The sequence below is a fragment of the Rhizobium sp. 9140 genome, from assembly GCF_900067135.1.
Lineage (GTDB): Bacteria > Pseudomonadota > Alphaproteobacteria > Rhizobiales > Rhizobiaceae > Ferranicluibacter.
In genome coordinates this window covers 589,607-611,099 of sequence record NZ_FJUR01000002.1, presented here as the reverse complement: position 1 = coordinate 611,099, position 21,493 = coordinate 589,607, and the positions used below count along the sequence as shown (strand labels likewise).

Genomic DNA, 21,493 nt, shown 5'->3' with positions numbered 1-21,493 from the left:
TCAGAGGGCGCGCTGTTCGGGGCTCAGCTGCGGAAAGTGGCAGGCGACGCGACCGCCATCGGCACGTTTGACAGGCTCCGGCGCTTCCCGGCTGCAAAGCTCGGTCGCGATCGGACACCGCGGGTGGAAGGTGCAGCCCTTTGGCGGATCGAGCGGGCTCGGCGGCTCGCCGCCCATCAGCGCCCGGTCGCGGTTTGGCGCGCGGACATCCGGGATCGTCTGCAAGAGCAGCCGCGTATAGGGATGCTGCGGGTTGGCAAACAGCGCTTCCGTATCGGCCTCCTCGATGATCCGGCCAAGATACATCACGGCGATCTTATCCGCCATATGGCGTACGACGGCGAGGTTGTGGCTGATGAAGAGGTAGGTGAGGCCGAGCCTGTCCTGCAGCCCGCGCATCAGATTGAGGATCTGGGCCTGTACCGAGACGTCGAGCGCCGAGGTCGGCTCGTCGCAGACGAGGAATTCAGGCTCGCTGGCCAGAGCGCGGGCAATCGAGATGCGCTGCCGCTGACCGCCGGAAAATTCGTGCGGGAAGCGGCTTGCATCGTCGGGCGAGAGGCCGACCGTGCGCAGAAGCTCTGCGACCCGCTCGGCGGTCTCTTCTTCGCTGTCGCGCAGCTTGAACTCGCGGATCGGCTCGGCGATGACGTCGCCGACGCGCCAGCGGGGATTGAGGCTTGCATGCGGATCCTGAAAGATCATCTGCGCCTCTGTTCGCTTGCCGTTACGGCCGGGCGCAAACAGGATGGCGCCTTCCGTCGGAGCGTAGAGGCCCGTGACCAGCCGCGCCACGGTCGATTTGCCGCAGCCGGATTCACCGACGAGCGCCAGACACTTGCCTTTGCCGACCGTGAAGGTCACGTCCTGCACGGCCCGCAGATAGCGCTTCGGCTTGCGCTCGATCACCCGGTTCAGCCAGGGCGCGGAAACGTCGAAGACGCGGGTGAGCTGGTCCACTTCCAGAATGTTGTTCCGGCTTCTCATTGCACACCTCCATCATGAAGCAGACAGGCGGCCGCACCATCGCCGACCGTTACAAGCGCGGGCCGCACCGCCCGGCAACGCGGTCCGACCTGCGGACAGCGCGGATGAAAGGCGCATCCGGACGGGATGGCATTGAGCCGCGGCATGGCGCCATCGATCTGCGCAAGCCGTTCGACGCGCGCACCGAGCGCCGGGATCGACCCCATCAGGCCGCGCGTATAGGGATGTCTCGGCCGGTTGATGACCGCGTCGACCGGGCCGATCTCCACCACGCGGCCGGCATACATGACGGCCACACGGTCGGCCGTCTCGGCGATCACGCCCATGTCATGGGTTACCAGCATGACGCCGGCACCATGGTCGCGGCAGAGTTTCCGGAGCAAGGTGGTAATCTGCGCCTGGATGGACACATCGAGCGCCGTCGTCGGTTCGTCCGCGATGATCAACCGAGGATTTCCAGCCAGCGCCAGCGCGATTACCACGCGCTGGCGCATGCCGCCGGAAAACTGGTGCGGATAATGATCGATCCGTTCTTCCGCCCCGGGAATGCCGACCTGCTTCAGAAGATCGATCGCGCGGATGCGGGCGGCCTGCCGCTTGAGGTCCGAGTGGAGCCGGATGGTCTCGATCAGCTGCTGCCCGATGGAAAACAGCGGATTGAGCGAGGTCAGCGGATCCTGGAAAATCGCGCCGACCATGCTGCCGCGCACATGCGACATCTCGGCCTCGCTGAGCCTGTCCGTGCGCTGTCCGGCAATGCGGATCTCTCCGGCGGAAATGCGGCCGGGCGGCTCCAGAAGGCCGAGAACCGACATGCCGGTCATCGATTTCCCGGCACCGGATTCGCCGACGACGCCGAGGATTTCGCCTTGCCGGATGGTCAGGGAAATCTCGCACAGGGCTGTCAGCGTGCCCCGTCTGGACGGGAACTCGACCGACAGGCCGTTGACCTCGAGCGCAAGCGTCTGGCTGTCCTGATACATCATGGCTGCTCCGGATGAGGGTAGCTCGGCGGGAAGATCGCCGCGACGGGCGGATGGAGGTAGGTGCGCTCGGGATAGAGCGAGACGAGACGATCGAACTGCGCCTGAGCCTGCGCGCGCGCTGCCTTCAGGTTGATGCCCGCGACCTCACCATCGCGCATCGCCAGCCTGCCATCGACGATCGTTGCGCGGGTGACGCGCCCGGTGGCACCGTAGAGAAGCGTCTGGACGGGATCGATCCGCGGCGCGATCCTGCTGTCGGCCATGTCGAACACGGCGATATCCGCCTTGGCGCCGATGGCGATGCGGCCGAGATCTGGCCGGCAGAGCGCGTCGGCGCCGGCAATCGTCGCAGCGTCGTAGAAGTCGGCGGCCGACCCTGCCGTGCCGGAGCCGGACACGACACGGTTGATCATCATGCCGACCGACAGGTTGAGCACCATGTCCGGCGGCGCGGTGTCGGTGCCCATGCCGATGCGGATGCCCATCGCCTTCAGCCGCGAAAAAGACCGAAGTGCGGAGCCGTGGCGGGCGGAGACCAGGGGGCAGTGGACGACGGTGACGCCCCGCGCGGCGTAGCGGTCGAGATCGTCGTCTGTCGCAACCGTCGCATGCGGCGCGATCAGGCGCGGCGACAGGAGGCCGAGACCGTCGAGCCATTCCGGTGCGGTCATGCCATGGAGCCGCCGCACCGTCTCGAGCTCCATCTCGCCCTGTGCCATGTGCAGGCGCACGGGGATGTCGAGGGCCTCGGCACGGGCGAAGGTTTTGCGCAGCAGGGTTTCGGTGCAGGTTTCCACGCGGTCGGGCGCAAACAGTCCGGAAATGAGCCCGCCGGCCGTGCCGTGAATGCGCTCGACAAAGTCGGCGGCGTCCGCAAGTCCGGCCAGCCCGCGGGGCTCGTCCAGAAACGGCTGCATGGTGCCGGCCTCGTTGAGGATCACGCCGCCGGTGCGGTAGGCCGGTCCGAGCCAGACGCGAAGGCCAAGGTCCTCAGCGGCCTGCGCGGACGCCTCGAACTCGGAAACCGTTTCGCCCCAGGCGCGATAGAACAGGGAGGCGATGGGCAGTGCGGAGGTTATGCCGTTGAGGAGCAGCTGTGCGAAGGCATAACGTTTCTGGAAGGCCAACTCGTCGGGCGTCAGCATTTCATAGGCACGGGCAGCGTAGTCCACTGGCCAGACGCGGCCCTTCTTCCAGCCAGGCTGGTTGTCCATGGCCAGGATAGTGGTATCGAGATCCGACAGGGCGTCGAGGTCGACGAAGCCCGGGCCGATCAACGCCTCGCCCATATCATAGCGCGCAGCCGTCTCGCCTTGAAAGCTCTGGCCGACCCAGACGATCCGGTCGTCCTCGATGACGACCTCGCCGTTTTCGATCAGACGACGTCCTTCGGGCAGGTCGGCGACGACGAAGCGGGCGGCAAGGACCCAACGACCGTGCGGGCGTTGGCCGAGCGGAAGGCGGGACCAGCTCACGGGCGCACCATCAGGCTTGCGCCGTCGCGCGCGGCGACATTGCCGGCGGTAACCACCAGTCGGCGTGGCAAATGCGTGACGATCGCCTCGCCCAGCGTTTCGCCCTCGACGAGGACGACATCGCCGCGCCCGCCGGGAACGAGTGCATGGTCGGGCCGGTCCATGACGAGGGCACCGCCCGTGGTGGTCACATGCAGAGCATCGGCCAGCTCGTCGTCGCGGCGCAGATTGTTCTTCATGCCGAGAAGCATGGTGCGCTCCAGCATGTCGCCATTGCCGTAGGGACCCCATGTGTCGCGAAATCCGTCGACGCCGGCGCCGAACCGTACGCCGGCGGCCTTCAGCCGCTGCAGCGACGGCACCTCGCGCGAGGGCGGGGCGGTGGTGAGGATGGGGATGTCGAGGTCTGCGCAGGTGTCGATCATCGCCTGTGTTGCCTTCCAGTCGGAATGGCCGAGGCAGAAGGCGTGGCTGACGGCGACCTTGCCCTGAAGCCCGAGGGCACGGATACGCTCGAAGATCAGCTCCATCGAAAAGGCACCCAGTTCCGCCATCTCATGCAGGTGGATATCGATGCCCTTGCCGTGCTTCTGCGAGAGCGCGAAGATCGTGTCGAGATGGCCCTTCGGGTCGCGATCCATGCCGCAAGGGTCGAGGCCGCCGACGAGATCGGCACCCATGGCCATGGCCTGATCCAGGAGGTCTGCCGTTCCCGTCCGGCGCATCAGCCCGGACTGCGGAAAGGCGACGATCTCGATCTCCACGATGCCCGCCAGCTGCCGCCGCGTTTCCATGACGCCTTCGAGCGCGATCAGCCCCTGGTCGGTGTCGATATCGACATGGCTGCGGATGAGCGTGGTGCCGTAGGAAGCCGACTGCAGGGACTGGCGCATCGACTGGATGTGCGCGTCCAGGCCGTATTCGCGCTTGACGCTGCGCTCGTTGTCGATCTTGTCGATAAGACGCGGGCCGACCTCGTTCTTGTACCAGGGATAGCCGAGCAGGGACTTGTCGAGATGGGTATGGGCATCCACCAGGCCGGGAATGGCGATCCGGCCGCCGGCATCTTCGACCCTTATCCCCACCGCTGCGAGATCCGTGCCGATGGCGTCGATCCGCCCGTTGCGGATCAGGATGTCGGCGGGGTCGCTGCCCATCGGCCGCGTGTTCTTGATGAGAAGGTCGGACATCGGGATACCTCAGCGAAGTCTAGGATTGAGCGCGTCGCGCAGCCAGTCGCCAAGCACGTTGATCGACACGACGAGAAGGCAGAGTTGCAAAGCGGGGAAGAGCACGATCCACCAGAGCCCGGAGAACAGGTACTGGTTGCCGATGCGGATGAGCGTGCCGAGGGAGGGCTGCTCCAGCGGCATGCCGACGCCGAGGAAGGACAGCGTCGCCTCGATAAGAATACCGAGGCCGAAATTCAGCGTGGCCGTGACGAGCAGCGGCGTCGTGGTGTTCGGCAGAATGTGCTTCAGAAGAATGCGGCGGGCCGGCACGCGGATCAGCCGGGCCGCCTGCACATATTCCTTGTTGCGCTCCACCATGGTCGAGGCGCGCACGGTGCGGGCATATTGGACCCAGGCCGAAAGCGAGATGGCGAGCACGATGACGGCGGAGGCTCCGGTTTCCCGCAGGTTCGGCGGCAGTAGTTCGCGGGCGACGGCCGAGACGAGAATGGCGATCAGCATGGTCGGCATGGACAGGAGCACGTCGCCGACGCGCATCAGCAGACCATCCGCCCATTTGCCGTAGTAGCCGGCTACGAGCCCGAGCGATGCACCGATGGTCAGCGATACCGCGACCGACGCTGCCCCGATGATGATGGACGCCCGCGACCCGTAGAGGATAGCCGAGAGCATGTCGCGGCCCTGAAGGTCGGTGCCGAGCAGGAACGGCCACTGCCCGTCGGCATGCCAGATCGGCGGGATCTCGGCATTGAGCAGATCCAGCGCAGCGAGATCGTACGGGTTCTGTGGCACGAACAGGGGGGCCAGGAACGCCGAAAAGACCAGCAATATCAGCAGGATGGCCGCGACCACGGCGGAGGGGTGGTGGGTGAAGCTGTACCAGAGATCCGACTGGCGCAGGCGGGCAAGGCGGGTGCGCTTCGCGGGTGCCGGGGGCGAGGGCACGGTCGGCGAGGCGGCGGGTTCCAGGATGGTCATGAAGGGTTCCTCTGCCTCAGGCTTTGCGCAGGCGTGGATCGATGATCGCATAGGCGATATCGACGACGGTGTTGAGCGCGACGAAGATGAAGGAAACGATGCAGAGATAGGCGGCCATGACCGGGATATCGACGAAGGTTACGGCCTGCATGAACAGCATGCCCATACCGGGCCACTGGAACACGGTTTCGGTTACGAGGGCGAAGGCGATCAGGTTTCCGATCTGCATGGCCGTCAGCGTGATCACCGGCATCAGACAGTTCTTCAGCGCGTGGCGGAACCACAGGGAGCGGCGGGGAACACCGCGCGCCTTGGCGAACTTGATGAAATCCGTACGCAGCGTCTCCAGCATCTCGGCCCGCACCAGCCGCATGACGAGCGTGATCTGGAACAGGGAAAGCGACAGCGCAGGAAGCACGAGAGCCGCGCGGCCCGACGGTGTGAGAAGTCCCGTCGACCACCAGCCGATCCGCACGACATCGCCGCGGCCGTAACCGGGCAACCAGCCGAGCGAGACGGAAAAGACGAGAATGAGCAGGATGCCAACGAGGAAGCTCGGCAGGGAAACCCCGACGACGGAGGTAAATTGCAGGCCCTCCGCCCACCAGCGTCCGCGTCCGATGGCCGTGAACACGCCGAGGGGAATGCCGATGACGAGCGAGATCAGCGTGGCGATGATGACGAGTTCGAAGGTTGCGGGAAAACGTTCGGCGATCAGCCCGACCACGGCCTGCTGATTGCGCCAGGACAGGCCGAATTCGCCCTGTGCCGCGTTGAAGACGAAGCGACCATATTGGGTCAGAAAGCCGTCATTGAGGCCGAGGCGGCCCCGCAATTCATCGCGCTCCACCTGGGTGGCACTCTCGTTCATCATCATCTCCACGGGATCGCCGAGGAAGCGGAAGATGAGGAAGGCGAGAAACGCGACGGCGAGCATGACAAGGGCGGCGTTGCCGATACGCTTGACGAGAAAGACGATCATGGCGTTCGAAATCCTTGCGGACGGAAACCGCGTTTCGGAAAAAAGCCCGTGAGCCTGTGATCCTGTGATCCCCGTGGCATTGCAGACACGGGGGTCGGAAGCTGGCCGTTACTTCTTCACCAGCCACAGCCGGGGCAGGTTGTCGGAGAACAGCGGCAGGTCTGCGACCTTGTCCGTCGTTGCCCAGGTCAGCGGCTGCTGGTGCAGCGGGATCATCAGGGCGTGCTCCTTGGCGACCTTGAGGGACTGCGCTTCGAGCGCGAGACGCTTGGTCGTATCGAGTTCCACCGCGGAGGCTTCCGTCAGCGCATCGAATTCCTTGTCCGACCAGCCGCCCCAGTTGAAGATGCCGAACGTGTCCTCCTTGGTGTGGAGCACCTGAGAGGTAAGGCTGTAGGCATCGAGCATCGGCAAGGTGGCCCAGCCGAGCGTGTACACGTCGACCTTGCCGGCGGATCGCTTCGGAGTCTGTACGGCGCGCGGCGCCTGATCGAGCTTCGGCTTCAGGCCGATGCGCGACCACATGGAGGCGATGGCCTGGCAGATCTGCTCCTCGTTGACGAGCGTGTCGGTGCAGTTGAAATCGAACTCGAAACCTTCGGCACCCGCTTCCGCCAGCAACGCCTTTGCCTTTTCGGGATCCGCCTTCACCGGCGTGTCGAGGCTTACGTCGTAGCCGGGAATGGCGGGCGCGACGAGCGCTCCGGCATTGCGCGATTTGCCGCGCATCACCCGCTTCTGGATGAGATCGAGATCGATCGCCAGCTGCAGGGCCTGACGGACGCGCAGATCCTTCATCGGATTGGCTGTGCCAGACAGAAGCTGATCCCGCTGGCTGAAGCCGATCATGACGGTTCGCAGGTCCGTTCCTTCGAGAAGCTTGACGGTGGGGGAGGCTGCAAGACGCGGAATATCCTGCACCGGCGCCTTGTCGGTAAAGTCGATGTCGCCGGCGAGAAGCGCCGCCACGCGCGTGGCATCGGAGGCGATCGGCGTGAACTCGATCCGGTCGATATTATGCGCCGGCTTGTCCCACCAGCCGTCGAACTTGACGAAGACCGACTTCGCATCGGGCTGCCGGCTTTCGACCTTGAAAGGCCCCGTGCCGTTGGCGTTGTAGGTCGCATAGCCCTCGACGCCGGAGCCGACATCGGTCGGAGCTTCCGCCTTGTTCGTCTTCAGCCAGTCGGCGTCGAAGATGTAGATCGTTGTGAGGTCATTGAGGAGAAGCGGATAGTTCTCGGTCACGTCGATCTCGATGGTGTGCGCATCGATCACGCGAGATCCCTTGTAGGCGGGGATATTGCCCTTCAGCGGTGATTTCGGATCCGAGGCGCGCTTGAGGGACGCCTGAACGTCGTCAGCGGTGAAATCCGCACCGTTCTGGAATTTCACGCCTTCACGGAGCTTGAATCGCCAGGTCTTCGGCGAGACCACGTCCCAGGAGACCGCCAGGGCCGGCTCTATCTTCAGGTTGCGATCGTAGCGGGCAAGTCCTTCATAAACATGGTTCAGGACGCCGAGCGTAAAGCTGTCACCATAGGAATAGGGATCGAGGGAGCCGATGTCGCGGGATGCGCCCCAGCGAAAGGTTTCGGCTGTAGCCGGTAGCGCAAGCGCGAGAATGGCCGCACTGGCAAGACAGAATTTTGAGATCGTGTTCATCATGTTCCCCAGTGAACTGCATGCAATGATCAGAAATGACATGAGACGATCGTATGTCCGGGCGCGCAAACCGCTGAAATCTGGTGGTTGAGCTGCCTCTCGCATGGTGGCTTGTTATCGATCGTTCGCTAAGGCTAATCTGAATTGCATGCAATCGCAAGATATTTTTGAATACGAAAATAGCACAAGAAAAAATGCAAAGACTGGTTTATAACCACAGCCGAACCAACGGCCTGAATTCTGCGGAGGCAATCAATGTCCACTCAGCAAAGCCGCAGCGACGCGATCTATGCGTCCCTGCGCCGCGCTATCCTCGAGCAGGCGCTGAAACCCGGCGTCAAATTGCCGGAGGATTCCATCGGCGACACGTTCGGCGTCAGCCGGACAAGTGCGCGCAATGCGCTTTTGCGTCTTTCAGCGGACGGATTGGTCGACATCAAGCCGAACCGCGGCGCGTCGGTGGCCATGCCGACGCTGGAGGAAGCTGTGGAGGTGTTTTCTCTACGGCGTTGCCTGGAAAGAGAAGTGGTTGACCGGCTGTGCAAACGCATGCCGAAAGACGGCATCGACACGCTTGTCTCGCATGTTCGCGAGGAAGAACGCGCGTTGCGGGCGTCCCTGCCGCGGTCGATCCGCCTGGCTGGAGAATTTCATATTCTGCTGGCAGAATTGACGAATTCGAAGCTTCTGATCGAATTCGTGACGCAGGTCGTCTCTCGCTCGTCCTTGATCCTTGCACGCTTCGGCCGCCCACACTCGGCCGAATGCGGGATCGACGAGCATGTTCAGCTGATCGAAGCCCTGAAGAATCAGGATCAGGCCGCTGCCTGCAGGATCATGGACCATCATCTTCACGCCGTTGAAGACCGGGCGAAGGTCGATGACCGCGAGGAAGATACCGACATTTCGGAAATTCTCAGCCGCTACATGTCGGTATCGCAGTAGAAAGCGCGCTTGCGCTTTTCACCGAACGCGGCGTAGGCCGTTATCGCAAATGCGACCCATCGCCGGCGTATAGACCGGCAGAACGACGCGCCAATATCCGCTCAGACTGCGACCCGGCGGCCTTCTTTGTCTGCGAGTTTCTTGTTGCCGTCAGCCTGCTTCAGGATGGCGGTGGCGTCTTCCACGGAAATCCGGTGCTTTTTGGCAAATGAAACGGGCTCGTACGGTTTTTCGATATTGGTCATGAAATGTCCTTTGAGAACGATGCGCACAGGCCATGGCGTCGCAAAGCGAGCATAAGCCTTGAGCTTTTTTGTATAGGGATGAAATAGAGAGCGATCTGGTCGAACGCAAGGCGTTCTGACGACAATACGCAACGCCGCACCGGCCTGTCGCTCTTCCACCGACGGATATATCTTTGGTCCGCACAGCGAAAGGGCCGGATTGCTCCGGCCCTTTGCATATCCTCTGTCGCCGATCGTTACAGCGTGCGACGCGGATAGCGTGCGCGCTCTTCTTCGACTTCGGTCGCTCCATAAGGTGCAGCGGTGTCGTCGAACTTCGTCCAGCCCTGCTGGGTATAGGCATTGCGTCGCTCGACGGGATCGACCCAGTTCGACTTTTGGAGGATCGCTTCGGCTTCCGACTGCATGTGGTCATCAACCTTGGCGGTCACGAGCGTGCCGCCGCGACGAACACCCTCGGCATAGACATGCGCATGGTCTTCATCCACACCCGACGATGTGAGAGCGCCTATCAACCCACCTGTCGCGCCACCGGCGGCAGCACCGGCAACCGCACCGAGGGCGGTAGCCGCGAGCCATCCGGCCGCGACGACCGGGCCTACGCCCGGGATCGCCATGATGCCGAGGCCCGTCAAGAGCCCGCCCGCACCACCGACAACGGCACCGATCCCGGCGCCGGTTCCGGCACCTTCGGCAGCGTTGCTGTCATGGTCGCCATCCTTGTAGCGGCCGTCCGCATTGTTGGACACGATGCTGATGTTGTCGGAATGGATACCGCGTGCTTCCAGAGCGCTTACGGCAGCGCTTGCATCGCTATAGTCGTCGAACAGTCCTGTAACGGTCTTCATGATCATACTTTCCAGCGCAAGAGCGCTTATTATTTCGAAACGATGTTGCCCTGATAGTCCATGGAGACCGCTGCCGATTTCCCGTCCTTCATGGCCTTGGCCTGCCAGATCCCCTTGTCGTCGAGCATCAGACCATCGAGTTCCGTATAACCTGCTGCCTCGATGCGCTCCTTCGCCTGGGCTTCGGTGAACGAGTTCGCGCCTTCGACGGGCGCCGTCGCATTGCCCGAATCCGGTGTCGCAACGGCTGGCGTGTCACCATTTGCCGATGGTGCCGGTGTTGTCTGGGCGTTCACGCCGAATGCAGAAACGGCAAGAATAGCCGTAGCCAAAAAAAGCTTCTTCATGTGTGGGTCCTCTATTCCAGACCATGTTTCAGGTCTCGAATAGGAAACACTTACCCATACCGAATGTTCCGGCACTTCCGTACGTTTCAGTACTGAAAGGGTTGCCTAATAAAACATGGAGCCATGTTTGAGTTTGCAGCTATGACGTCGTTCGGATCATGCATCGGACCGTTGTCGGTGGGGTATTATTTCGCAGCCATGCAAGACAAAACGGGAGGCGCCCAAAACCGATCACGGACGTCGCAAAAAAGTGGAACGTTTTGTTGCCCCCGAGATTCCGGTGATGGACGAAACCAAGGTCACCTATGGCGCGCTTCAATACTCTCCCCTCATGGTCCTTTCCATGCATCGTTACGATGTGGTTCGCTCTCATGGCGCTCCATGCGGGAGCGGAGGTGTTACCGTCCACCAGCGAGCCTTTGATATGGTCCACTGTCGGGAAGACATCCTCTCCCATGAGCATCTTCGTCAGCAAGACTATGCCGGAAGCCGGCGCTGCACGCCGTTCCACTGCAACATCGCGCCATCTCGTCATCTTCCTGCACGGCATAAGAGGCTCGGGGCGAGTCATGGCGCAGATCGGAAACGCCTGGAAGGCCCGCCTGCCGGACACACGGTTTGTCGCGCCCAACGCGCCTTTTCCCAACAGATCCCAGGGGTACCAATGGTTCGCGGTCGATGATCAGGTCATGCGGCCCGACCGTATCATGGCTGCCCGCAGCGCCTTCGATACGCTTGTCGGCGGCATCATCGACAAGGCGGGATTTGAGAACGACCTCGACAAGGTGGCGTTTGTCGGCGTGTCGCAGGGCGCTATCATGGCGCTCGATGCCGTTGCCACCGGGCGCTGGAAGGTCGGCGCACTCGTCACCTTTGCAGGGTTCATGCCATTCCCGCCGGTCAACCGCTCCGGAACGGATACCGCTGTCTACCTCATGCATGGCGGAAACGACCGGACGATACCACCGGCAGCGTCCGTTGCTGCCGCAAGCCAGCTCAAGGCGGCAGGCTTTACCGTGACATCACGCATATTCCCCGGTGTCGGCCATACGATCTCGGCGGAAGAGGCAGAGGAGGCGCTGACGTTCCTCCGCCAGCGTTTCGGTGACTGACGGACGGCGTTCTGCCAAGACGGGCGCAGACGCTTCGTGTCCCCGCCGAACGGTTTCAGTCATGGCTTGCGGAAAACCGCTCCGACCAGCGCTTGCGCTCGCAGGCCGGCGCCCGGCTTTTAGCACCTTCGCGGATCTACCCTCGGAACCACAGCAGCACCATTCCGTTTCCCGTGACGCAACAGGAGACGATGCATGTCCAGCGACAATGTGAAAACCCTTACCGCCACCTTCGACACGCGCGAGGCTGCCGACCTCGCCATCGAGCACCTCGTTCAGCAATATGGCATCGATCGGTCGGATGTGTTCGTCGAGGCAAAAGGGTCGGAGAACACCGCAGGCACGAAGCCGTCGGGGGGAGATGTCGAGAACCGCGAAGGGGACGGCGTTCGACCGGATGCGGCGCTGGTTGGTCAGCTTCAGGTCTCCGTCGATCTCTCCCTTGACGATATCGACAAGGCGCAGGCCGCATTTCGGGAGGCAGGTGCCCGCGATATGACGAGCTGTTAGCCGGATCTTGTCTCGCGGCGCGTGATAAGGCCATGCCAGTGATCGCGACTGCAGCCTGGTCGATCCCGAGGGGCGTTGCCGAGCATTTTGCGGCCGAAGGTTCCGGATTGACCCGCTATGCCTCTGTGTTCAAGGGCGTCGAGGTCAATTCGACGTTCTACAAGCCGCACAGGGCGTCCACCTATGTCCGCTGGGCGGATAGCGTGCCGGACGACTTCCGTTTTGCGCTGAAGCTTCCCAAGGCCATCACCCACGAGCAACGGCTGATCGACATAGGGCCGTTGTTCGATGACTTCCTGGAGGAGATCGAGCCGCTTGCCGACAAGATCGGACCGCTCCTCTGCCAGCTGCCGCCAAGCCTTGTCTACGACCCTGTCGTCGTGGAGCCCGCTCTTTTCGCGCTGCGTCAAAGGTTCAAGAGGCAGATCGTCATCGAGACGCGCCACAAGAGCTGGCAGTCCCCGGAAGTTCTGTCCCTGCTGGAACGTCACGCTGTCGATCGTGTCCTTGCGGACCCGGCGCCGGTCTGGCCCGCCGATACGTTCCCAATGCCACCGGTCTACGTCCGGCTCCACGGGGCACCCAAAATCTACTATTCCACCTATGAAGATCCGGAGATCGATCGATTCCGCCGCTTGCTCGCAGCCGACAGCTGGTGTGTGTTCGACAATACGGCCTCGGGTGCAGCCATCCGGAATGCACTGACCATGATCGGCCGCTCGGTATAAGCGAATGAGGTTGTGACTGTATCTTGCCACATGCCGTTCCGGCTTCGTGGTCCAGCCCGGTAGCATCCGCGCCGAGCGCTCCACGACATAAACGAACCGAGGAACCGACATGAAGAAGCTGATCAATGACCCGTCCGACGTCGTCAGGGAGATGCTGGAAGGCGTTGTCGCTCTCAGCCCGGCGACCGTTCTCCTCGCCGAGGAAAACGTGGTCATCCGGTCGAGTCTCCACGAGGCTTCGAACCGGAAGGTCGCGGTCCTCTCCGGGGACGGCAGCGGTCATGAGCCGGCCCATGCCGGCTATGTCGGCGCGGGCATGCTGACGGCGGCGGTCGCCGGCGATGTATTCACGTCCCAAGCACGGACGCCGTCCTCGCCGGTATTCGCGCCTCTGCCGGTCCCGCCGGCGCCGTGGTCATCGCCAAGAACTACACAGGCGACCGTCTGAATTTCGGTCTGGCCGCCGAACTGGCCCGCGCCGAGGGCATACCGGTCGAAATCATTGTTGTGGCCGACGATGTCGCTCTGAGGGAGACCGTTCCCGGCGAGCGCCGCCGTGGCATTGCCGGCACCGTCCTCGTCCATAAGCTCGCAGGCGCCGCCGGCGAGCAGGGGCTGCCACTGGCGGATGTCGCCCGTATCGCGCGCGCAGCGGCCGGCAATCTGTCGTCCATGGGCGTCTCGCTCGGCTCCTGCACGCTACCTTCGGTCGGGAAACCCGGTTTCGTGCTGGGGGATGGCGAGATCGAGGTCGGTCTTGGCATACATGGCGAACAGGGTGTGCACCGAATGCGGATCGCGCCCGCCGATAGGCTCGCCTCCATCGTGCTCGAAGCCATTGAGGCAGACGGCAGGCTCAAGATCGGTGATCGTATCGCGCTTCTGGTCAACGGGCTCGGCTCGACCCCGCCCATGGAGCTTTCCATCGTTGCACGCGCCGCCATCCGGTGGCTGGAGGAGAGAGACATAACGGTCGAGCGGGCCTGGGCCGGCACGTTTCTCTCGGCGCTCGACATGCCGGGCTTTTCCCTCTCGGTGCTCCATGTCGACGACGAAAGCCTTGCTGCCATTGACGCTCCGACGGATGCCGTGGCCTGGCCGCGTGGCGGCGCGGTAAACAGGTCGCGCGTCCTGCCGTCGGTAGCCGCTGTGGAAACGCTGGCTCCAGCTATCTGGGAGATCGCGCGCTCGGACACCCCGACGCCGGCGCTGTTGCCGTGACGGTGTGGCTCAAGGCGATCGACGCCGTATAAGGCCGCAAGCTACGCTGTAAGCGTATCCGGACCCGGACCGGCAGTTCCAAGCTGGATAGAATGGCCGGTTCCTTGATGATATACACCGGCTCGGCAATTCCGCCGGATCACGGGGTAACGTCATGCTGACGGTGACATCGGCACTGCGATTAACGACGGCGTGCGGTGCGTGCATCGCCTGCGACGTTCGCACCATGGCCGTCTGCGCGGCGCTGGCGGATGACGAGGTGGAAGCGCTCGAGCGCATCATGACCTCGCGTCATCTTTCCCATGACGAGATGCTGGTGAGCGAGGGCGACGCGCTGACGCGGGTCTTCAGCCTGACGGCAGGCATGTTGCGCCTGTCCATCGCCCTGCCGGATGGACGACGGCAGATCACGGGTTTCCTGATGCCCGGCGATTATCTCGGCCTTGCCGACGAGGACCTTCATTCGGCAACGGCCGAAGCCATCGGCGATGTTCGCCTCTGCTCGTTCCCGGTGCGCGACATGGATGCGCTGATGGAGCGGTTCCCGCTGCTCAAGGACCGGCTGCATGCAATGACGCGCTCGGCGCTCCGTCAGGCGTTGGACAACCAGATGGTTCTCGGGCGTCTCGCGCCGGTGGAGAAGCTCGCGACCTTCCTCGTCACGCTGTCGCAGCGCGCATCCGAGCGCAAGCTTTCGGCCCATCCGCTGGCGCTTCCCATGTCGCGCACCGATATCGCGGATTATCTCGGTCTGACGATCGAGACGGTCAGCCGTTCCTTCACCAAGCTGCGCAATCAGGGCCTGATCCACCTTCCCGAGCCGCAACGGGTCGAGGTGGCGGATATGGCGGCACTTCAGGCCGTGGCCGGGATCGAGCTGCACGGATCGTCGAGCCGACCGTCGCGCAGATGAAACACGCGATCGACGACGCCTGAGGGCAGGGTGGCATGGGTGATGAGGATCACCGTGCGGCCGGCCGTCGCCTTGCCGAGGTCGTCGAGAAAGGCAAGCTCGGTCGCGCGGTCGAGACCGCTCGTCGGTTCGTCCAGCACCAGAATGCCGGCGCCCGAGAGAAGCGTGCGGGCAAGGCACAGACGCCGTGCCTGACCGGCCGATAGCGTCAGCCCGGCTTCACTGTGCGGTGTCGCAAGCCCCATCGGCATGGCGCGCACCGTGCTTTCCAGCCGCGCCTTTGCAAGCACTGCCCAGCACGCGGCATCGTCGGCATCGTCCAGCGCGATCCGAAGATTGTCGCGGATCGTGCCGATGAAGACGGGCGCATCCTGCTCGAGAAGGGCGATCCGCCTGTGAAGCGCGGCTTGCGAAACATCGCGCAGATCGACACCGCCTACGCGGATGCGTCCGGCATCCGGGTCGCGCAGTCGCAGGAGAAGTGAGGCAAGTGTGGACTTGCCGCCGCCGCTCGGGCCGTGGATCGCGATGCGGGAACCGGCTTCGACAGCGAGATCGAGCGATGTCAGCACCGGGCGGGCGGCATCGTGACCGAAGGTGACGTTTTCCAGCACGAGCGATGCGCCAAGGCCGAGCGGGAGCGGGTTCTGCGGATCCGTGACCGGTGCCGGCAGGTCGGCAAGCGCCTTCAGGCGTTCGGCTGCCGCCAGCGCATTGCCGAACTTCGCGACCTGCCGGACGACGGCGGCGGTCGCCTCGAAGCTTCCGAGCGTTGCCAGCAGCAGGCCGACGAGGAGAGGGCCGCTCAAGGCCCGAGCCTCGATCGCTGCGAGGCCGAAGGCGAGAACGGCGATGATCGCGACGCCCGCGAGAAGAGCGATGGCGGACGTAGCCATAGCCGCGGTGCGGGCGAGGTGCTCCCGCGCGGTTGCAAGGTCTGCGGCGATCGCGCCGGACCTTGCGCGCATGGCATCCGTCGCACCGAACGCAATCAGATCCGCATGTCCGTCGATGAGGTCGAACGCGGCGATCCTGAGATCGGCGGAGAGGCGGACGATCGATCCCCCCGTGCGGCGGGTGAGGGCGGACAGGATGCCGGGAACGACGAGAAGCGCTAATGTCATCGCCACGGCATAGACCGCGCCGGCGGCGGGCAGCAGAACCAGCAGGACCGCTGACATGCCAAGGGCGACCACGATGCCGGTCGCAAGCGGCCCCGCCGCAACGATGAAGATGCTGTCGAGCGTGTCGACATCCGCTGTCAGGCGCGAGACCGTATCGCCTCGCCGCAGAGCAAGGTGGGGGGCGGCGGCGGCGAGGCCGACGCGGCGAAAGAGCCAGTTGCGGATGTCGGCCAGCACCCGCAGCGTTGCATCGTGCCCGGAAAGCTTCTCCCCGTAGCGCGACAGGATGCGCAGGAGCGACAGGCCGCGCACGGCCGCAGAGGGTCCGAACAGGTTGAAGCTCATGGCGGCTGTCGTCAGGAAAGCGGCCGTGAGGAACCAGCCGGAAAGGCCGAGAAGCACGATGCCGGCCGTCAGCGTCAGAAGCGACAGGAGCAGGGCCGTGAGGAAACCGCCGCGATGCCGGGCAAAGAGGGGGCGAAACGAGAGAAGAGCGTTCATGCGGCGTGATCCCGGACGAGAAGGGCAGGGCGGCAGGCGGCGGTCGTCAGGCGTGCATCGCGGATGGTGAGGACCATGTCCATGCGGTCGGCCACGGCTGCGGCATGGGTGGCGACGACGAGCGTGCGGCCGGCGGCAAAAGCGAGGATGCCATCGAGCACGCGCGCTTGCATGTCGGGATCGAGATGGGCCGTCGGCTCGTCGAGAAGGATGATGGAGGGGTCTGTGAGATAGAGTCGGGCAAGCGCCACGCGCTGCGCCTCGCCGCCGGAGAGCCCGAGACCGTTCTCGCCGACGGGGGTCTGAAGACCGGCGGGCAGGCGGTCGCTGAAGGCGGTGACGCAGGCGATATCGGCCGCATGACGCACCGCCGCATCGTCGGCATTGCGGCAACCAAGGCGGATATTGTCGGCAATCGTGCCGTGGAAGAGGCGCGGCCGCTGGCCGACGATGGCAAGCTTTCGCCTGAGGTCCGCCTCTGGAATATCCTCCAGCCGGTCTTCGCCGAAGTGGAGCGAGCCTTCGAAAGGACGAAGCCTTGCCAGCGCGTTCAGCAGCGTCGATTTGCCGATGCCGCTCGTGCCGAGAAGGGCGACGTGCCGGCCGGCGGGGATGACCAGATCCGTCGGAAGCAGCAGTGTGGTCCGGCGGTTCGGGGTCTGGCCGTCCGGGGTCTGGCCGTCCGGGGTCTGGAGGGAGAGGCCGCGGACGGTGATGCCGAGCGGCCCCGGACGTCCCGTAAAGGATGCCGGCGCGCCGGTCGCTGCAACAGGCATGACGTCGGGCGGGATCTCCTCGAACTGGCGGGTGATCTCGGCCAATGCGGCCCTGGCGTGGGCGCGATCGTGATAATGCGTCGCAAGCTGTCGCAACGGCTGGTACACGTCCGGCGCCATGATCAGGCAGAAGAGGCCGGCCTGAAGCGACAGGCTCGTGAACCGCACGTCCACCATGTCGAGAAATGTGAGCCCGACATAGAGCGCCACGCCGGCAACGCCGAGGGCGGCGAAGAATTCCAGCACGGCGGATGACAGGAACGCGATGCGCAGCACGCGCAGGGTTCGCCGGCGCAGCTCGTCCGTGGCGCTCCGCATCGCTTCGGCCTCCGCCTCCATGCGGCCGAACAGCATCAGCGTCTGCAGGCCGCGCAACCGATCGGCAAAGAGGCCCGAAAGCCGCGAGAGCGCATCCGCCTGCGCATCGCTCGCCGCCTGCGCACCCCAGCCGACCAGCGCCATGAACAGCGGGATCATCGGCACGGTCAGCAGGAAAAGAAGACAGACCACCCCGTCGAACGGCAGGACGGCGGCGGCGAAGAGGAGGGGTAGCAGGCCGGCCTGGATGGTGGCGGGCAGGAAGCGCGAGAAAAAGCCGTCGAGCGCCTCGACCTGATCGACGATCGCGCCGGCGAGCGCGCCGGAGGGGCGGGCGTGCACCCAGTCCGGTTGCTTTTCGATCAGGCGGGCGGTCAGCGCGTTGCGGAGCCGACGCTTGATGCGCTCGGAAGCTCTGGCGGCGGCGCATTCGCCGAGAAACACCAGCGCGATCCGCAGGAGAAGAAGCGCGGCAAAGGCGGCGATATCGGGGGCGAGATCATCAAGCGGTCGCCCACCGGAGATGGCGTCGCCCAAAATGCGCGACAGGAGGAAGGCCTGCCCGACGAGCACGAGCCCGGCGGCCAGCGGCAGGGCGATGGCGGTGGCGAGCGCGATGCCGCCATGACGGCGCAGGCCGGCAAGCTGCGCCCGCTGCGACGCTGATGCTGGCGCCGGGTCCGCTGGATGTTCCACTGTCTTCGTCATATCCGCTCACCGCTTCCTGTTCCTCCTTTTCTATCCGGCCGAAATGCGAGGCCGCATTGATTCAAATCAAGGCGGCGTTGCGAACCCGGCGCTAGAGATCGTTTCGAGCCGGCAGTTCGACCGGTCTTTCTGAGAACAGGCGGGTAGAGCCATGATCGACTTCACGGTCGTCGACCTGTCGCGACTGCAATTTGCGGCGACGGCGATGTATCACTTCCTTTTCGTTCCCCTGACCCTGGGGCTGTCCTTCCTGATGGCCATCATGGAAAGCGTCTACGTGATGACGGGACGAGAGATCTGGCGGCGCATGACGCTGTTCTGGGGTACGCTGTTCGGCATCAATTTCGCCATGGGCGTCGCCACCGGCATCGTCATGGAGTTCCAGTTCGGCATGAACTGGAGCTATTACAGCCATTATGTCGGCGATATCTTCGGTGCGCCGCTCGCCATCGAGGGGCTGATGGCCTTCTTCCTGGAGGCGACCTTCATCGGCATCTTCTTCTTCGGCTGGGACCGGCTGTCGAAGGTCGGGCATCTCGCCGTCACCTGGCTCGTTGCGCTCGGCGCGAACTTCTCCGCGCTGTGGATCCTCATCGCCAATGGCTGGATGCAGAACCCCGTCGGCTCCACGTTCAATCCCGACACGATGCGCATGGAGATCACCGATTTCGCATCGGTCATCTTCAATCCGGTGGCGCAGGCGAAGTTCGTCCACACGGTTAGCGCGGGCTATGTCACGGGCGCCATGTTCGTCATGGCGATCAGTGCCTGGTTCCTGCTTTCGGGGCGCCATATCGAGCTTGCCAAGCGGTCGATGGCCGTTGCCGCGAGCTTCGGTCTCGCCTCCGCCCTTTCCGTCGTCGTGCTGGGCGACGAGAGCGGCTATGTCGCGACCGAACACCAGAAGATGAAGATCGCGGCGATGGAAGGCATGTGGGAGACCGAAGCCGCGCCCGCCGGCCTCAACCTCTTCGCCATACCGGGCGTGCGCCAGAACACCTACGAGGTGAAGGTGCCTTACGTGCTCGGCCTCATCACCACCCGCTCGCTCTCGACCGAGGTCCCCGGCATCCTGCCGCTCGTGGAAAGGGCGGGCGAGCGTATCCGCAACGGCATGACGGCCTATGCCGCGCTCGACCGCATCCGCGCCGACCGCGCCGACATGGCGGCCCGCCAGACCTTTGCCGATAGCTGGCACGATCTCGGCTATGCCCTGCTTCTCAAGCGCTACCGCGACGATGTGCCGAACGCGACGCCGGAAGAGATCGAAAAGGCCGCCTGGGACACCGTGCCGGATGTGCCGGTCCTCTTCTGGAGCTTCCGCCTGATGGTGGCGGTCGGTCTCTATCTCATCGTCTTCTTCGGCACTGCCTTCTACCTCGCCTCGCGCCACAGGCTCGGCGACAGCCGCACGCTGCTCTGGATCGCGCTGTTCAGCCTGCCGCTGCCCTGGGTCGCCATCGAACTCGGCTGGCTCGTGGCGGAATACGGCCGCCAGCCCTGGGTGGTGGAAGGCGTGCTGCCGACCTTCTACGCCGCATCCGGCCTGACCCTCGTCGATCTCGCCATCAGCCTCGGCTTCTTCCTCACCGTCTACACGACGCTCGCCGTCATCATGGTCATGCTGATGCTGAAGGTAATCAAGGCGGGACCGAGCGCTCGTAACGTGCTGATCGACGGCATCGGCGGTTCGCCTGCCATCCCGCAGGGTGCGGCCGCCGTGCCCGATCGCTGACCTCTCCTTTCTCGAAAGTCAAAGACATGACCCACATACCTCTCGACTATGAGACGCTCAGGATCGTCTGGTGGCTGCTGCTCGGCATCCTCCTCATCGGCTTTGCCCTCACCGACGGCTACGACCTCGGCGTCGGCGTGCTCCTGCCGTTTGCCGCGCGCACAGATGCGGAGCGGCGCGTGATGATCAACCTCATCGGGCCGACCTGGGAAGGCAACCAGGTCTGGCTGGTGCTCGGCGGCGGCGCGATCTTCGCCGCCTGGCCGGCGCTCTACGCCGTGTCCTTCTCGGGCTTCTACCTTGCGATGATCGCGATCCTTCTCGCGCTCATCCTCCGGCCGGTCGCCTTCAAGTTTCGCGGCAAGATCGAGGATCCGCGCTGGCGCAGCACCTGGGACTGGGCGCTCTTCATCGGCGGCTTCGTGCCGGTGCTGATCTTCGGCGTCGCCGTCGGCAACGTGCTGCTCGGCGTTCCCTTCGGTCTCGATGCAACGCTGCGCCCGCATTACACCGGCAATGTCTTCGGCCTGCTGCGCCCCTTCGCGCTGCTCTCCGGCCTCGTCAGCCTGTCCATGCTCGTCACGCACGGCGCGGTGGTCACGGCCATGCGATGCAGCGAACCGGTGGCGACACGCGCCCGCATCTACGGCGGCATCGCCGCCATCGCCACCACCGCTCTCTTCGCGCTCGCCGGCCTCTGGGTGGCGCTCGGCATGGACGGCTATGTCGTCACCAGTCTTCAGGACATGGCCGGCCCTTCCGATCCGCTGGCAAAGACCGTGGTGACGCAAAGCGGCGCCTGGCTGCGCAACTACCACGCCCATGGCTGGATGCTCGCCGCACCCGCTCTCGGCCTCGTCGCGCCGCTCGTCACGCTTCTCTGCCTGTCGCTGCGCCACTTCAAAATGGCGCTCATCGGTTCCGGCCTCGCCATCTTCGGCATCATCTCCACGGCGGGGCTCTCGCTCTTCCCGTTCCTGCTGCCGTCCTCGCTCGATCCCGCCGTCAGCCTCACGGTCTGGGATGCATCCTCCAGCCACCTCACCCTGTTCATCATGCTTCTGGCAACCGTGGTCTTCCTGCCGCTGGTTCTCGCCTACACCGCCTGGGTCTACCGCGTCATGCGCGGCCCCGTGAACGCGACCTCCATCGGTCGAAACCCCAACGCCTACTGACCCGCTGACTGAAAGGACGCT

At 64.2% G+C, this 21,493-nt stretch carries 19 protein-coding genes and 1 pseudogene; 8 read left to right on the top strand and 12 right to left on the bottom strand.

The annotated features are described in order from the left end of the window. The 7 genes from GA0004734_RS20150 to GA0004734_RS20120 form a co-directional block, all read right to left on the bottom strand. Nucleotides 1-987 carry an ABC transporter ATP-binding protein gene (locus GA0004734_RS20150; protein ID WP_092937341.1) on the bottom strand — a complete coding sequence of 329 codons (987 nt, stop codon included), beginning with the start codon at nucleotides 985-987 and terminating at the stop codon, nucleotides 1-3. Further along, a complete protein-coding gene (locus GA0004734_RS20145; protein ID WP_092937339.1) occupies nucleotides 984-1,970 on the bottom strand; it encodes an ABC transporter ATP-binding protein in 987 nt (328 codons plus the stop codon). Before GA0004734_RS20145 ends, GA0004734_RS20150 begins: the two co-directional genes overlap by 4 nt. Next, on the bottom strand, nucleotides 1,970-3,448 hold the full coding sequence (locus GA0004734_RS20140) for an amidohydrolase family protein (protein WP_092937337.1): 1,479 nt from the start codon (nucleotides 3,446-3,448) through the stop codon (nucleotides 1,970-1,972). Before GA0004734_RS20140 ends, GA0004734_RS20145 begins: the two co-directional genes overlap by 1 nt. Next, nucleotides 3,445-4,638: an amidohydrolase family protein gene (locus GA0004734_RS20135; protein ID WP_092937335.1), complete on the bottom strand. Its 1,194-nt coding sequence runs from the start codon at nucleotides 4,636-4,638 to the stop codon at nucleotides 3,445-3,447. The genes GA0004734_RS20140 and GA0004734_RS20135 overlap by 4 nt, the downstream gene beginning before the upstream one ends. Nucleotides 4,639-4,647: 9 nt before the next feature. Beyond that, nucleotides 4,648-5,619: an ABC transporter permease gene (locus tag GA0004734_RS20130; RefSeq protein WP_092937333.1), complete on the bottom strand. Its 972-nt coding sequence runs from the start codon at nucleotides 5,617-5,619 to the stop codon at nucleotides 4,648-4,650. A gap of 16 nt (nucleotides 5,620-5,635) precedes the next feature. Beyond that, complete coding sequence (locus GA0004734_RS20125; RefSeq protein WP_092937331.1) at nucleotides 5,636-6,601, bottom strand: ABC transporter permease; 966 nt, start codon at nucleotides 6,599-6,601, stop codon at nucleotides 5,636-5,638. 108 nt (nucleotides 6,602-6,709) lie between these two features. Further along, on the bottom strand, nucleotides 6,710-8,266 hold the full coding sequence (locus GA0004734_RS20120; protein ID WP_092938216.1) for an ABC transporter substrate-binding protein: 1,557 nt from the start codon (nucleotides 8,264-8,266) through the stop codon (nucleotides 6,710-6,712). A 255-nt stretch (nucleotides 8,267-8,521) separates the two neighbouring features. On the opposite strand from GA0004734_RS20120, the gene GA0004734_RS20115 reads away from it, so the two are divergent. Continuing rightward, nucleotides 8,522-9,211: a GntR family transcriptional regulator gene (locus tag GA0004734_RS20115; protein WP_092937329.1), complete on the top strand. Its 690-nt coding sequence runs from the start codon at nucleotides 8,522-8,524 to the stop codon at nucleotides 9,209-9,211. 101 nt (nucleotides 9,212-9,312) lie between these two features. Here GA0004734_RS20115 and GA0004734_RS26115 read toward each other — a convergent pair whose 3' ends face one another. The 3 genes from GA0004734_RS26115 to GA0004734_RS20100 form a co-directional block, all read right to left on the bottom strand. Further along, nucleotides 9,313-9,456: a hypothetical protein gene (locus GA0004734_RS26115; protein ID WP_165916977.1), complete on the bottom strand. Its 144-nt coding sequence runs from the start codon at nucleotides 9,454-9,456 to the stop codon at nucleotides 9,313-9,315. Between the two features lie 236 nt (nucleotides 9,457-9,692). Then, nucleotides 9,693-10,304, bottom strand: coding sequence for a general stress protein (locus tag GA0004734_RS20105; RefSeq protein WP_092938214.1), 612 nt, complete (start codon nucleotides 10,302-10,304; stop codon nucleotides 9,693-9,695). Nucleotides 10,305-10,333: 29 nt separating this feature from the next. After that, nucleotides 10,334-10,651 carry a hypothetical protein gene (locus GA0004734_RS20100; protein WP_092937328.1) on the bottom strand — a complete coding sequence of 106 codons (318 nt, stop codon included), beginning with the start codon at nucleotides 10,649-10,651 and terminating at the stop codon, nucleotides 10,334-10,336. Nucleotides 10,652-11,106: 455 nt separating this feature from the next. On the opposite strand from GA0004734_RS20100, the gene GA0004734_RS20095 reads away from it, so the two are divergent. The 5 genes and pseudogenes from GA0004734_RS20095 to GA0004734_RS20070 all read left to right on the top strand — a co-directional run bounded on the left by GA0004734_RS20095 (nucleotide 11,107) and on the right by GA0004734_RS20070 (nucleotide 15,135). Next, entirely contained in the window at nucleotides 11,107-11,763 is a 657-nt protein-coding gene (locus GA0004734_RS20095; RefSeq protein WP_245292557.1) for an alpha/beta hydrolase, read from the top strand. 195 nt (nucleotides 11,764-11,958) lie between these two features. After that, nucleotides 11,959-12,273 carry a hypothetical protein gene (locus GA0004734_RS20090; protein ID WP_092937326.1) on the top strand — a complete coding sequence of 105 codons (315 nt, stop codon included), beginning with the start codon at nucleotides 11,959-11,961 and terminating at the stop codon, nucleotides 12,271-12,273. 32 nt (nucleotides 12,274-12,305) lie between these two features. Beyond that, nucleotides 12,306-13,001, top strand: coding sequence for a DUF72 domain-containing protein (locus GA0004734_RS20085; protein ID WP_092937324.1), 696 nt, complete (start codon nucleotides 12,306-12,308; stop codon nucleotides 12,999-13,001). A gap of 109 nt (nucleotides 13,002-13,110) precedes the next feature. After that, nucleotides 13,111-14,118, top strand: a pseudogene (locus GA0004734_RS20080) (dihydroxyacetone kinase subunit DhaK). 258 nt (nucleotides 14,119-14,376) lie between these two features. Beyond that, entirely contained in the window at nucleotides 14,377-15,135 is a 759-nt protein-coding gene (locus tag GA0004734_RS20070) for a Crp/Fnr family transcriptional regulator (RefSeq protein WP_245292556.1), read from the top strand. Here the strand turns inward: GA0004734_RS20070 and cydC are convergent. Both cydC and cydD read right to left on the bottom strand, forming a co-directional pair. Continuing rightward, a complete protein-coding gene (cydC, locus tag GA0004734_RS20065; protein WP_092937322.1) occupies nucleotides 15,078-16,760 on the bottom strand; it encodes a thiol reductant ABC exporter subunit CydC in 1,683 nt (560 codons plus the stop codon). The two genes, GA0004734_RS20070 and cydC, sit on opposite strands and share 58 nt — an antisense overlap. Next, nucleotides 16,757-18,562 (bottom strand): thiol reductant ABC exporter subunit CydD, encoded by a 1,806-nt coding sequence (cydD, locus tag GA0004734_RS20060; protein WP_092937320.1) that lies wholly within the window; start codon nucleotides 18,560-18,562, stop codon nucleotides 16,757-16,759. Before cydD ends, cydC begins: the two co-directional genes overlap by 4 nt. A 151-nt stretch (nucleotides 18,563-18,713) precedes the next feature. Here cydD and GA0004734_RS20055 point away from each other — a divergent pair, with 151 nt between their 5' ends. Further along, nucleotides 18,714-20,297 (top strand): cytochrome ubiquinol oxidase subunit I, encoded by a 1,584-nt coding sequence (locus GA0004734_RS20055; RefSeq protein ID WP_092937318.1) that lies wholly within the window; start codon nucleotides 18,714-18,716, stop codon nucleotides 20,295-20,297. A 26-nt stretch (nucleotides 20,298-20,323) separates the two neighbouring features. Then, complete coding sequence (gene cydB / locus GA0004734_RS20050) at nucleotides 20,324-21,472, top strand: cytochrome d ubiquinol oxidase subunit II (protein ID WP_092937316.1); 1,149 nt, start codon at nucleotides 20,324-20,326, stop codon at nucleotides 21,470-21,472. The last annotated feature ends 21 nt before the right edge of the window (nucleotides 21,473-21,493 follow it).